The organism is Neobacillus sp. DY30 (assembly GCF_030123065.1).
Lineage (GTDB): Bacteria > Bacillota > Bacilli > Bacillales > Cytobacillaceae > Neobacillus.
On record NZ_CP126093.1, the window covers coordinates 5,411,495 to 5,425,021 of the forward strand.

Consider the following 13,527-nt stretch of genomic DNA (forward strand, 5'->3'; position numbering starts at 1 on the left):
CTGCCCCTTCCTTCCAATCAACCTGCACCCTCTATCGAATTTCGAAATTCGACAGGTGTTTGTCCAAAGTGCTTTTTAAAGACCGTACTAAAATACCCTGAATTTGAAAAACCAACTAAGTTGCTGACATCAATGATTTTCAACTGTTTATCTTTCAGTAATTGTTTGGCCTTGTCCATTCTCAATGTAACCAGATAATCACTGAAGTTTTGGCCCACATGATTTTTGAAAGTTTCCGATAAATGGGCACTATTAATGTGAAATAAAGCAGATAAGGTGGTAAGGGATATTTCACTTGCATAGTGCTGGTCCAAATAGTGCCGAATACTATCGATTAATTTCTTATTGGAAAAACGAGCAAGACGAACTTTTTCAATGATTAAGGATGCCAATTGAATCAGGTCCTCTTTCACTTTATGTTGAGAATACAGCTTCCATATATTCTGCTGGCAATTCCAAATCATATTTTGAATGTTGTTCGTTTCGACATCATACTTTTTGGCTAATGAACCCAACATAAATAACACTTGGTTGGCCGCAAATGAAAATGACATAACGGAACGACCTTCCAGAACCATCTTTAAATAATCTTTAAAAGCCGCAAAATCAAGATTTTCAATTGAATTCGTTATCCGTTTCTCAAAGTCCGGAGAAAAGTCAAATAATTCTTCGCTTGGGGCAGTTTGGTCCATAATCTGTGACTTCGATCCAAGTTGACTTTGGCTCCATGCAAGTAAACTGGATATATAGCCGCTCCGGTATTCTGACAATCCATTCACAATCGCACCAATACCAATGACCGTTTCTAATTTTAATAACTTGTTAACGTTAAGCTGAATATGTTGAACGAACTGGTCAACTGAAGAATTAGACTCCAATAGCATTAAAAGTTGAACCATATTTGGATAGCTTGGATCTGTAAACACATAAGTTGCTTTATACTGTTGGGCAATTTCCTTACACAGCAGCTGGAATGGCAGCCTAAGTTCCTCTAGACGATTGTCATCATTGCTTTCTCTAATTTCCACTGTTATAAACTGTACTTTTCCATTTTCAGTTGCTAGTTCTTCTAACTGAAGCTGCTGCAGCCTTTCCGTCACAATCGGAAGCTGTAATACTTCTTCTTTTGCTAAATGAAGGATAAATTGTTCCTGTAATTCTTGCAAATGAGAATGAACAAGCCTGCTCATTTGCGCGATTTCAGCTTGTTTTCTTTTCTCTTCCGCTACTTCCTTCCGTATCTTTCTTAATGCTTCTACTAATTCATCAGGGGCAACAGGTTTTAATAGGTAGTCTTTAACGCCTTGCTGCAGTGAATTTCGCACATACTCAAAATCGGAATAACCTGATAAGACAATGACTTTTACATGGGGAAATTCTTGATGGCAGCGTTTTGCCAACTCTACTCCATCCATAATCGGCATTCGCATATCTGTAATGACTACATCGATATCTTCGGTTTGGAGGATATCAAGAGCTTTTCTCCCATTTGAAGCCTCTTCTACGATCTGAAAACCCTCTTCTTCCCAGTCCACTTTTAAGCGTAAACCTTTTCGGATTTGAATTTCATCGTCAACGATTAATACCTTCATCCTGTTTATCCCCCCTTTTTAAATTAATCAGTAGTGTAATCTTAGTTCCTTGATCTTTTTTAGATTCAATCCAATAGGAAAAGTCATTTCCATAAGTAAGTTTTAATCGGCCTAGTACATTTCTTAAGCCAATGCTGTTCCCTTTGCTTTCCAACGCCGCCATCGTTTCATCGGTTTGCTGTAAGGTTGAAATTATCTCATCTGACATCCCTATGCCTTTGTCTTCAACGGATATACTGATCTGGTTACCAACCTTTTGAGTTTTTATAGAAATTTTTGCAAAGGTCTTTTCGCTAAAACTATATTTCACAGCATTTTCCACGAGTGGCTGCAAAATAAACTTAATGACGGGAACCATTTCCGTTTCAGGGTCTGCATCCATATGAATGTGAATCATGTCCTCATATCTCAACTTTAATATGTTCGTGTAACTTATGATATAGTTTAATTCTTCACGTAGAGAAACAATATTGCTCTTTGTATTTAAGGAATATCTCAACATCTTTCCTAAATAAACACTGACATTCATAACCTCTTTATTTTTCTCTTGAAGTGCTAAACTGCCAATAATTTCAAGCGTGTTATTTAAAAAGTGAGGGTTTATCTGTAATAATAAGGCTTTATATTCCGCATCCTTCCGGCGCAAATTGGCTTCATATTCGGTTTCAATTAAAGTCTGTAATCGGTCAATTGTATGATTGGTAACGTCGATAAGGTAATCAACCTCATTATTTTGAGATTTGCTGTCCGGCAGCAACACTTTTGCCCCTGAAAAATCTCCCCGCTCGATTAATCTCATTGCTTTTGCTAGTTTTCTTAAAGGACTTGTAATCGTGTTAGACATAAAATACGAAGCCACAATTGTTAGGATAAACAGGATGGCACTTGTTACTAAAAGGCTCTGCTGCAAATGATTGGCCCTTGCGAACAATTCGGACTCCGTCACTTCACTTACTAAGATCCAATCACCAACTGACAGCTTTTGAAAGAAAACTAGATATTTTTCATCCCGATAAGAAGCCTCAATGTGTCCTTCTTGGTCATCGCTGGCAGTAATTTGCTTCAAACTTTGCTGCAGGATCGAACTAGGTGTCATAATCTTTCCGGACAAAACGTTTTCCCCGTGTTGATTTAACAAATAGGTATGCTCATTTTGTCCGTTCTTGATTTTATTTAAAGCCGTTTCAAGTAAAACCGATGGAAAATTCACCTTTATAACCCCTGTTGAAATCATCGTATTAGTATCAATGAGGGGTAAAATATAGCTATTGATCTTCTTTTTCTGCATTTCTTGACTTTGTTGAAATGGATCTAAATGTGATTTAACATAGTCCTGGTTATTTTGAGTAAAATCCTGGTACCACTCTGTTTCATGAAGCGATGAATGACTTCCCCAAGACCCAGTTCCATCATCAAGCAGAACGGAGATGGACATGGCATTAGAATTGTTAATCATGATGGAGGATAGATTCTGTCTAAGCTGATTCATCGATGAGTCGATTTCTTCCTTTGCTGCACCTTGTCTACTTAATCTCAGCCATTCTTGTGTGGTTTGATCAACCAGTACTTGTTTGCCCAAATCTTCTGCCTGGGTGGTGATGGAATCAACGTATAGTGAAAACTGATCCATCATTTCGATGGTCAATTCTTGTGTCTGCTCGCGAATTTCAGTTGTAAAAAAGCTAGGAATAATGATTGATAGTATGATAAATGGAATTGTCAGTAAACATGTAAAAATCAGCAAAAATCGGTTTCGTAATGAAAAAAGCATGATTTCCTCCCTTCCAAACGAAGTCAAGTAAACCCTTACAATAAAAAAAATAATAGGAATAATATATTATAGCACTTAAATAATACTAGACTCTAGTACATGAAAAATGACAGTCACTTGAATTTTTTGAAACTGTTCAGCCGATGTGTCAAAATAGGAAGTGATGAATCGCAGTAGAAATTTCCCCTTATTGGAGGCTAAGTTGATGAGAACAATTAAACTAGGAACCACTAAATTAGAAGTGCCTGTAGTTGCAGTCGGATGCATGCGCATGCAGGCATTAGAAACGAAGGAAGCAGAGACTTTTATCCAAAGTGCATTAGAACAAGGAGCAAATTTCTTCGACCATGCTGATATATACGGGGATGGAAAATCTGAGGAAATCTTCGCAGAAGCAATCCAAATGAATGCGGATATTCGTGAAAAAATCATCCTCCAATCTAAATGCGGCATTCGCAAGGGAATGTTTGATTTTTCAAAGGAACATATTTTGCATTCCGTAGATGGCATTTTGAAACGGCTGAAAACCGAATACCTGGATACTTTACTCCTCCACCGTCCGGATGCGCTAATGGAGCCAGAGGAAGTAGCGGAGGCATTTGACATCCTAGAAAGTTCAGGAAAGGTACGTCATTTTGGAGTTTCCAACCAAAACCCAATGCAAATTCAACTGCTGCAGAAATATGTGAAACAGCCGATTGCTGCGAACCAGCTGCAATTGAGTATCACGAACGCCAACATGATTTCAAATGGCATCAATGTAAACATGGAGAATGATTCCGCGATTAATCGTGATGGCAGTGTCCTTGATTTTTGCAGACTGAACGACATCACCATCCAGCCGTGGTCACCTTTCCAATATGGGTTCTTTGAAGGAGTATTCCTAGGGAATGAAAAGTTCCCAGAATTAAACCAGAAAATCGATGAAATTGCCGCGAAATATGAAGTGAGTAATACGACTATCGCGATTGCGTGGCTGCTGCGTCATCCAGCCAAAATGCAGCCAGTTATCGGTACGATGAACGTTGATAGGTTGAAGGAATGTTGTAAAGCAAGCGAAATCACTCTAACACGCGAAGAGTGGTATGAAATCTTTCGTGCTGCTGGAAACATCCTGCCATAGTATAAAGCGAAGGAGTGCCGTTAAAGGCACTCCTTCTATTTTGTGATGATATGACGAAAGGGTTTAACCCTATTCATCATCTACCTCGTCATCACCGATTTGGTCCTCCTCCTCTACATCTTCAATTTTTTCCCCTTCTTCCGGCTGCTCATCATTTCCACAACCCGTGATGGTGAAAAGAGAAAAACCTAAAAGCAACATCATCAATAACCTCTTCATCTTCATTCCACTCAACCTCCTTTTATCCTTAGCTTTTCCAGATTAACCAGCAATATGACAAAAACATAAAAGCAGCTGACCCTAACGACCAGCTGCTTTTACTACAAAAAGAGGGTGCCCTAACTTTCTGGGCACCCTCTTTTTACTGCATTATAGAGCAATTAATTCTTTTTTCAGAGCGTCATCGACACTTACATAGTCGTGACCAAGATCCCTTGCAACTGCTTCAAAAGTAATTTCACCGTTTGCTACGTTTACTCCAAGTTTTAACGCTTCGTTTTCGGAGATTGCTTTATATACCCCTTTGTTTGCCATTTGTAAGGCATATGGAAGGGTAACGTTCGTTAATGCAATGGTAGAAGTTCTTGGTACGGCACCAGGCATGTTGGCTACGGCGTAATGAACTACACCATGCTTTTCATAGGTTGGATTGTCATGGGTTGTAATATGGTCAATCGTTTCCACGATTCCACCTTGGTCGATTGCTACATCAACAACAACAGAACCTGGCTTCATTGCCTTAATCATTTCTTCTGTTACCAGCTTAGGTGCCTTTGAACCAGGAATCAATACAGCACCAACTAAAAGGTCAGCTTCTGCTGCTGCCTGTGCAATATTGAATGGATTGGACATGAGTGTTTTAATGGAATTGCCAAAAATATCATCCAATTGACGTAACCGGTCAGCACTTACGTCGATAATCGTTACATCCGCACCTAATCCAATGGCCATTTTCGCTGCGTTCGTACCAACAATACCACCGCCAATAATGGTCACTTTTCCACGGCTTACACCTGGAACACCTGCAAGAAGAATTCCTTTACCACCGTTTGACTTTTGTAAAAATTGCGCACCAATTTGGGCAGCCATTCGGCCAGCAACCTCACTCATAGGTGTCAGCAGCGGCAACGTGCGATTCATTGACACGGTTTCATAAGCAATCGCAAGCACGCCTTTTTCCTTAAGCGTCTGAGCTAACGCAGGTTCAGCGGCCAAATGTAAATAAGTGAATAATAGTAAGCCTTCACGGAAATAGCCATATTCACTTGAAAGCGGCTCTTTTACTTTCATAATCATATCTGACCCGGCCCATACGTCTGCCGCATTTTCAATAATTTCTGCACCAGTATTTAGGTAATCTTCATTGGTAAAACCACTGCCCACACCAGCGTTTTTCTCAACTAACACTTTATGCCCTGCATTTACAAATGAAACGACACCAGCTGGAGTTAAAGCTACACGGTTTTCGTTGTTTTTAATCTCTTTAGGTACACCAATAATCATGACAATCTCTCCTTTTTAAAAAAAATTAGATTAAACAGCCTCTTTATTCTTCAGATCATCAGATTTCTGAGGGTTCTTTTTTTTCATAATAAAATAACCAATTGATAAAAACAGCAGCCAAGGGATACCGAATTGAAGCATAATTTTGAAATCAGTAAACCATGCCGTGATCATTAAACTAAGTAGGAGGAGTCCTCCCACTATCGTTAAATACGGAAATCCAATCATTCTGACCGGCAGTTTGCGTCCACCCATTTTTTCCCACTTTCTGCGGAAAGAAAGGTGAGAAACGAAGATAACTAACCAGGTAAAAAGTGAACCAAACATGGAAATGCCCATCATGAAGGCATAGGATGATCCAGGCAGCAGCGCATTCACAGTTGCAGCAAGGACGATTCCAGTCGTTGAAGCTGCCAAAGCAGTAGTTGGAACACCTTTTTTATTCAATTTACTGAGAATGGCTGGAGCAAACTTTTCATTTGATAAGGAATACATCGTTCGTGATGCAGCATATAGCTGTCCGTTCATGGCTGATAAAGCAGCTGTTAAAACGATAAAATTCATCACTCCAGAGGCACCTGGTATATTTAAGATTTCCATTACTTGTACAAACGGACTTTCTTCAATTCCAGCCGATTTCCATGGGACAATCATCAACATGATTGCCATCGTCAAAACATAGAACCCACTCAAACGAAATACCGTTGCTTTCAATGCTTTCGGAACAGCAATATCTGGCTCTTTTGCTTCACCTGCTGTAACGGCTACTAATTCTGTACCTAAAAAGCTAAAAAGTGAAATGAAGACGGCAATCCACATACCCTTTACACCAAACGGCATGAAACCACCATTGTCGACTAGGTTCTTAGCCCCCACACCTTCATGGCCAGAAGTTCCAAATAACACATATGCTCCAAGCAGAATAAACCCAACAATGGCACTAACCTTTATCATCGAGAACCAATACTCAAATGTAGCAAATGCATTCACACTAGTAGCGTTTACATAAATGAGGACTGCTGCAAATGCAATAATCCAAACAATCCCAGGGACCTCAGGAAACCAGTACTTCATATAAATGGCAATCGCACTTATTTCAACCCCTATAGCAAGAACCTGAGCAATCCAATAGGAGTACCGGACAAGAAAACCTACCATCGGATGAAGAAATTTATCGGCTATCGTCCCAAAAGATCCTGAAGTGGGGTAGGCAACCGTCATTTCTGCCAAACAGCCCATTAATAATAAAACGATGAATGCACCTATGGTATAACTCAGTATTACACTAGGTCCAGCCGTACCAATAGCTAATCCACTTCCAAGGAATAAACCGGTCCCAATTGCCATCCCCATCGCAATCATCGAAAGCTGACCGGTTGATAATTCCCTCTTTAAACCCTCACCACTACTTGTATCCTTCATCCTAATTCATCCCCTTCTCTAACCAAAAGGCTTTGTCCGTATTTTATTTAGCAACTGTCCGCCTCAGGTGGACAGTGTCCACGAGTGGTGACAGGCACCGTGTTCGTTAAGCGACTACTTCCCGTTCGTTTTTGAATTTCTCATACTGCTTTTCTGTCATGATGGTTTTAAGGATTTGAACGACTTTCCAAACTTCTTCATAAGAAGTGTATAGGGCTACTGGTGCAAGGCGAATGATGTTTGGAGCACGAAAATCCGGAACGATCCCGTTTTCCTTTAATGACTTACAAATTCGTGCTGCTTCATTATGCTCAAGGCTCACGTGACCGCCACGGCGTGCATCTTCTCTTGGCGTGCCAATGAAGAATCCCATATCTGCCAGTTCGGTATCGATTAAATCCATTAAATATTGATTGATTTTTAGTGATTTAGCGCGAATATTTTCAATGCCTGCTTCTGTGAAAATTTCTAAAGACCCAATCAAAGGGGCAACGCTTAACACATGAGGAGTTCCAATTTGGAAGGCTCCTGCAGATTCAGCAGGTGTTAATGTATGCTCCATATCAAATTGTTTTTCTTTTTTAGAACTAAACCATCCAGCGAGTCCAGGCATTTTTCCAAAATGCCTCTTATTGACAAATAAGCCTCCAACACCGCCAGGTCCGCCGTTTAAATGTTTATAATTGCACCAAAACGCAAAGTCAACATCCCAGTCACTGAAAAAATGTGGAATTGATCCAGCCGAGTGGCAAGCGTCAAAACCGATTAAGATACCCCTATTGTGTGCTGCTTCCGTTAAACGTTTAATGTCTAATATCTGACCGCTGCGATAAAGAACCGTTGGCAAGACGATTAATGCAACTTCGTCGGTCATTGCTTCAATAATGTCATCCTCTTCTAAAAAACGGCCATCACGGCTTTTTACACGAATGAGATGTTCATCCGGATTATATCCATGAATCCTTAGCTGACTTTGAAGAGCATAAATATCAGATGGGAAAGTTAGTTCATCTGCTAAAATTTTTGTGCGCATACCATCTGCTTTATAAAAAGTCGAAACAAGCTGATGCAGATTAGTAGTGGTAGAACCGGTCACAATGACTTCTTTAGCAGAAGCGCCTACTAACGGCGCAAGCTTTTCTCCAAGTTCCTCGGCCATATAGAACCATGGATGGTTCCCCTTCATCCATCCATCAATCCCATGTTCTTTCCAATCCTCTAAAGATTCTAAAAGAGTTCTTTCAGCCCTTTTCGAAAGAAGGCCCAATGAGTTCCCATCCATATAAATGGATCCTGGCTTTAAATAAAACTCTTCTCGAAAATGCTTAAGAGAATCTTCCTTATCCAATCCTTTCGCGTATTCTAAAGTTGCTTGAAAGTTATTTAAAAGCATTATGATTCTCCCCTTTACAGTATTAAAAGCGCTTACACAAATGTATATGACATAATGTCAATATCATTATCTACGGAATATGACATTGTGTCAATATTATTTTTTTCAGAGAATTATTACTACTCGCCCCCTTCCCTTTTTATGAAAATCCCTTTATCCTAGAGATAATGAGTTGTGGAGGAATATAAATGACTGTAGAGGATAAACGACATTTACGCTCGATTTTGACACGGCAAAAATTACTAGGAGCCGCAAAAGAAGTTTTTCTTCAAGAAGGCTTTCAAAAAGCAACCATCTCACAAATGATAAAAAAAGCTAAAGTCGGATACGGAACGGCCTATGTTCATTTTGAGGGCAAAGAAGATCTGTTAATTGTATTGATGGAAGATGTCATGGAGCGGTTTTACGAGATTGCGGAAATCTCTTTCTTACCAAAATCAAAACAAGAAGCAGAGGAAATTATTTATAAACAAGCCAATGGTTTTTTAACAATGGCAGAAGCCGAACGCGATATGATGCAGGTCTTTGAACAGGCAATTGGCGTGTCTTCCTTAATATCAGATAAATGGAAAATGATACGGGAAAAATTTATTCAACGAATTTCAAAGGACATTGCCTATACACAGCAAAATGGGTTAGCTCGAGCGGAATTAGATCATGAAATTGTGGCACGGGGTTGGTTTTTTACCAATGAAATGTACCTGTGGGAGATTGTCAGGAACGAACACCATACATCAGTTGAAGAAATAGCAAAAACAATTACCTCGGTCTACGTCGCAGGACTGTATATTTAAGGCAGGAAGAAGAACGTACCTATCACTCAGGTGGTGACAGGCACCATTTATACATCACTGTATATTTCTGATTCATGCTTCTTCCTCTATTTCTTCTTCTATCTCTTCTTCTGTGTCTGTTTGTTCTTGTTCTTTTTCTGCTTGTATTCTTGTGATTTCTTCTGTTAGTTGTTCGAATGCATTTAGGCGATAGTGGGCGCAAGCCAGCAGGTTGTCAATGATTTCAATGAATTTTTCATAGGGAACTCCATTTTTGCTGCATTCGGTTATTAGTTTAAAGAAGTCTTTTTCAAATAAATGATACCGTTCTTTAAATGTTTTCGAATCCATTGTTAGGAAATACTCATCCTCAACGACGAATTCGTTAAACACTTTCTTAGTTAACCGTTTTTTCGTAACCTCTATATCTTGTTTATCTTGATCTTTGTCATAATGGGCTTCGTCCTCATACTCGGAGCAAAGCGTGTCATAGATTTTCTCCAGCAGCTCGGTCGGGTTTAGATATTTCAACTCTTCCACAAAAATCACCCCTATTTATATAGTTACCCAAAAAAGGAAATTTCCGACACTTGGATTAAACCAAAACCTTTTGTTACCGAATTTTCTACTTCCCCCGGTTTTTGGGCATAATCCCGCCTTCCCACATCTAATAAGGTGCAAGAAAAAAGCGCATGCAACATGCTGCATGCACTTTTTCTATAAATCCCCTAAACCAATACGCCTTCTTCAAGCTTTTTTGTTAGTGTTGGCCAGAAGTCTTTATTCGCTTCGATTAAATCATCGAGAATTTTCATTGCGACAATCGCAGCTGGGATCGTCTTATTAACTGTAAACGCTTGTAATGCTTTTTCATAAGAACCTTCTGTGATGGCTTCTACTAAGATTTTCCCCGAAGCAAGCTGCTGGTCATTCACTGCTTTGTGGAAGTATGGAATTTCACCCACATATTCAGGTACTGGACCTTTGCACTTTATCAATAACCTTACTGGTTTCACCGGAACGGGAAAAGATGATCAATAGATTATACTTTTGGATATTATTGAAAAAGATAGCTCTGCTGTCGCTTATAGAAGTGTTTGTAACATAGTACCAAATAACTCAAGTTTTTTTGCTAGATAGTTTGAAAACAAAGTAGAAAATCCGGCGCCATAAAAATAAACCATTTTATTACGTTCGATTTCATATAAAAAATCTTCTATATTCTTTTCCCCGATTGCCTCAAAAGTGAGCTTGTAGTTTTTACTAAACTCCTTCAGGGTTTCCTCGTAAGATCTGTGAATGCCAGCAACAGACTCTGATTCTGAATCTCTCCATTATCCAGGTTAGTAAAACAATGAGAATTCATCCCTTAATTATATCATCACAGGAAAGCTGCTTAATCGATCTTCCATTTGTTTTCTAGCATCGTTCATCATTCCATCAAGCAGTTCTTTCACGGTTGGGATATGTTCAATGAGTCCGGCCACTTGCCCGCTATTCATGAAACCATTCTCATCATCCCCCTGGATTGCACCAGCAATGTGATGGTCCTCTGATGTCATGTCACGGTATTGTTCCGAGGCCAATCCGCTTTGTTCCAATTCAATAATGCGAGCAGCATATGGTGCTTTTAGAACGCGTCTTACTTGTCCGACTGAACGTCCTAAAATAACGGTTTCAGTATCCCCTGCGTCTAGAAGCCTTTGCTTATATAATGAATGAAAGGGTGCTTCTTTCGTTGCAATCAATCGGGTTCCTAACTGTACGCCGGCAGCACCGAGCATTAAAGCTGCAGCCAGACCTTGACCATCTCCAATGCCACCCGCAGCCACAACCGGTATTGTGACATGGCGGCAAATTTGTGGTATGAGCGTAAATGTGGTTAATTCCAGACTTGAATTAATACCGGCAGCCTCAAATCCTTCTGCCACCAGTACATCTGCCCCTGCATCTTCTGCCTTTTGAGCTTGTTTCACCGATGCAACAACCGCAATTACTTTTATGCCTTTTTCATGCAAGAGTGGAATAAAAGGAGCAGGATTACCAGCCGATAATGATACAATCGGTATTTTATGCTTTAACACCAGTTGAATCATTTCCTTCGTATAAGTACTAACATTAATCGGTATGTTCAACGCAAAACTGTTATGCGTTTTGTGTTTAGTTTCAAGAATAATCGCTTCGACTTGCTCAGGCGTCATCGTTCCACACCCTATCGTACCGAGACCTCCTGCTTTAGATACAGCAGCCGTAAGCTGTGCATTACTTATATTCCCCATTCCCCCCTGAATGATTGGATATTGAATAGAAAAAAGTTCGCAAACACGTTTCATTTTTTCACCCCTCCGTTAATTACATGTTATACTATAATCAATAGAAAAACAATTCTGATTTTTTAAAAGGAGCGAAAGTAATGATTATCCCTTTCAATGGCATAACCCCATCCATCCATAAAACAGTTTTCGTGGCACCTGGCGCTTACGTAATTGGCGATATTACGATTAAAGAAGAATCTTCCATCTGGTTTAATGCTGTGTTACGAGGGGATGAGGATTCGATCATCATTGGCGCAAAGTGCAGTATTCAAGATAACACCACCATTCATTTATACAAAGGATGTCCTGTTATCATTGAAGACGAAGTTACAGTGGGGCACAATGTTATTTTGCACGGCTGCAAAGTAGGGAAACGTTCCATTATCGGTATGGGCTCTACCATATTAGACAATGTTGAAATCGGAGAAGAATGCATTATTGGCGCGAATACACTGATTGCCGCGGGCAAAAAGATACCGCCTCGCTCACTTGTCGTTGGTTCGCCAGGAAAAGTCGTCCGGGAATTAAACGATAAAGACCTAGAACTTATTCGCCTATCTATTGATTCATATGTACAAAAAGGACGGGAATTTAAAGAAATCCTTCAATAAATTTCTGGGCAAAACTGCGCCGGACTGTATCCACTTCATCACAAAAAAAGGCTGCCTCGAAAGTCTTCCATAAATGACTTTTGAGGCAGCTTTTATTTTTTTGAATGAATAATTAACGGATGATTTTTCGCGTCATAGGAATGATCCTTTCTGCGTAAATCATTATCCGCTTCAAAGACATTTTCAAAGAACCTGCTGGCTGGTTCCGCTAAAAGTTTATAATACTGACTAAAAAGCAGTGCCGCATGATTACCACTCCACATGGGCGGCAAAAGTTCCTTTGGCAGACCTGGATCAATGAACAGAAATTTTCTGTATTCATGAACTAGATTTGTTCTCTCCACAAAGCACTCTGAGTCGGACATTTCTCCTTTGCTTAGCACACTTTGATGTACAATGAATTGCTTACTGTACTTTGAGATGAACTCCTCATACTTATTCTCGATTTCCTCAAGCGGCCAGCTTTTTTCCACAAGCGATTGACTATCTTTTGGCCCTTTATAGTCCGAGACAAAGAAATCAACATATTCACTAATATCATATTTTTCGATTAAAAGATTCACTTCTTTTTCAAGGTTATTCGGTGAAATCCAGCAGGCATTAGAGAAACTGCCAAACCCGCTCCACAATAGCTCCTGTCGAAGCTCATCACGAATCTGTCGTTTTTCTTCTGGAATCGAATACATTAAAATACGCCATTTTCTGTCCCATTCATGCGGGTTCAGTTTAAAAATCCGGTTGGCAGCCTCATCCATCCGGGAAACACCTCGTTCTGTCAAAAAGTAAAAACTTTTGTTTCCCTGCTTTTCTGACTGAATCCAACCTTGCTTTACCATTCGTGAAACCGCGACACGAACGCCCTGTTCATTATGCCCAAACTCTTTCAATAAACGAACTAAGCTGCCAATCCAAATTTTGTTTCCATAATGACGTAAATAATCTCCATAAATGGTGAAAATCATCGATTGTGTGTTTGCACCCATAACCTCTTCACTCTTTCTTTTTACCTGTCCCTTACATATTT

At 39.8% G+C, this 13,527-nt stretch carries 13 protein-coding genes; 3 read left to right on the forward strand and 10 right to left on the reverse strand.

Features of this window, described 5'->3' with window-relative positions:
• Positions 1 to 17: 17 nt before the first annotated feature.
• Together QNH29_RS26720 and QNH29_RS26725 are read right to left on the reverse strand one after the other, a co-directional pair.
• On the reverse strand, positions 18 to 1,592 hold the full coding sequence (locus QNH29_RS26720) for a response regulator transcription factor (protein ID WP_283862289.1): 1,575 nt from the start codon (positions 1,590 to 1,592) through the stop codon (positions 18 to 20).
• Positions 1,573 to 3,363, reverse strand: a complete 1,791-nt coding sequence (locus QNH29_RS26725) for a sensor histidine kinase (protein WP_283862290.1) — start codon at positions 3,361 to 3,363, stop codon at positions 1,573 to 1,575. Before QNH29_RS26725 ends, QNH29_RS26720 begins: the two co-directional genes overlap by 20 nt.
• A 205-nt stretch (positions 3,364 to 3,568) precedes the next feature.
• On the opposite strand from QNH29_RS26725, the gene QNH29_RS26730 reads away from it, so the two are divergent.
• Positions 3,569 to 4,486 (forward strand): aldo/keto reductase, encoded by a 918-nt coding sequence (locus tag QNH29_RS26730; protein WP_283862291.1) that lies wholly within the window; start codon positions 3,569 to 3,571, stop codon positions 4,484 to 4,486.
• A gap of 69 nt (positions 4,487 to 4,555) precedes the next feature.
• Here QNH29_RS26730 and QNH29_RS26735 read toward each other — a convergent pair whose 3' ends face one another.
• From QNH29_RS26735 to kynU, 4 genes are all read right to left on the reverse strand, one after another.
• Positions 4,556 to 4,711 carry a hypothetical protein gene (locus QNH29_RS26735; RefSeq protein ID WP_283862292.1) on the reverse strand — a complete coding sequence of 52 codons (156 nt, stop codon included), beginning with the start codon at positions 4,709 to 4,711 and terminating at the stop codon, positions 4,556 to 4,558.
• A 144-nt stretch (positions 4,712 to 4,855) separates the two neighbouring features.
• On the reverse strand, positions 4,856 to 5,989 hold the full coding sequence (gene ald / locus QNH29_RS26740) for an alanine dehydrogenase (RefSeq protein ID WP_283862293.1): 1,134 nt from the start codon (positions 5,987 to 5,989) through the stop codon (positions 4,856 to 4,858).
• A 30-nt stretch (positions 5,990 to 6,019) separates the two neighbouring features.
• On the reverse strand, positions 6,020 to 7,411 hold the full coding sequence (locus QNH29_RS26745) for an amino acid permease (RefSeq protein WP_283862294.1): 1,392 nt from the start codon (positions 7,409 to 7,411) through the stop codon (positions 6,020 to 6,022).
• Between the two features lie 106 nt (positions 7,412 to 7,517).
• Positions 7,518 to 8,804 (reverse strand): kynureninase, encoded by a 1,287-nt coding sequence (gene kynU / locus QNH29_RS26750; protein WP_283862295.1) that lies wholly within the window; start codon positions 8,802 to 8,804, stop codon positions 7,518 to 7,520.
• Positions 8,805 to 8,992: 188 nt separating this feature from the next.
• On the opposite strand from kynU, the gene QNH29_RS26755 reads away from it, so the two are divergent.
• On the forward strand, positions 8,993 to 9,598 hold the full coding sequence (locus QNH29_RS26755) for a TetR/AcrR family transcriptional regulator (protein ID WP_283862296.1): 606 nt from the start codon (positions 8,993 to 8,995) through the stop codon (positions 9,596 to 9,598).
• Positions 9,599 to 9,670: 72 nt separating this feature from the next.
• On the opposite strand, the gene QNH29_RS26760 is transcribed toward QNH29_RS26755, so the two are convergent.
• The 3 genes from QNH29_RS26760 to QNH29_RS26770 all read right to left on the reverse strand — a co-directional run bounded on the left by QNH29_RS26760 (position 9,671) and on the right by QNH29_RS26770 (position 11,910).
• Positions 9,671 to 10,117, reverse strand: a complete 447-nt coding sequence (locus QNH29_RS26760; RefSeq protein ID WP_283862297.1) for a hypothetical protein — start codon at positions 10,115 to 10,117, stop codon at positions 9,671 to 9,673.
• 188 nt (positions 10,118 to 10,305) lie between these two features.
• On the reverse strand, positions 10,306 to 10,575 hold the full coding sequence (locus tag QNH29_RS26765) for a family 4 glycosyl hydrolase (protein ID WP_283862298.1): 270 nt from the start codon (positions 10,573 to 10,575) through the stop codon (positions 10,306 to 10,308).
• A 375-nt stretch (positions 10,576 to 10,950) separates the two neighbouring features.
• A complete protein-coding gene (locus QNH29_RS26770) occupies positions 10,951 to 11,910 on the reverse strand; it encodes an NAD(P)H-dependent flavin oxidoreductase (protein WP_283862299.1) in 960 nt (319 codons plus the stop codon).
• Between the two features lie 80 nt (positions 11,911 to 11,990).
• On the opposite strand from QNH29_RS26770, the gene QNH29_RS26775 reads away from it, so the two are divergent.
• Positions 11,991 to 12,503, forward strand: a complete 513-nt coding sequence (locus tag QNH29_RS26775) for a gamma carbonic anhydrase family protein (RefSeq protein WP_283862300.1) — start codon at positions 11,991 to 11,993, stop codon at positions 12,501 to 12,503.
• 92 nt (positions 12,504 to 12,595) lie between these two features.
• Here the strand turns inward: QNH29_RS26775 and paaX are convergent, their stop codons facing one another.
• Positions 12,596 to 13,486: a phenylacetic acid degradation operon negative regulatory protein PaaX gene (gene paaX, locus QNH29_RS26780; protein ID WP_283862301.1), complete on the reverse strand. Its 891-nt coding sequence runs from the start codon at positions 13,484 to 13,486 to the stop codon at positions 12,596 to 12,598.
• Positions 13,487 to 13,527: the final 41 nt, after the last annotated feature.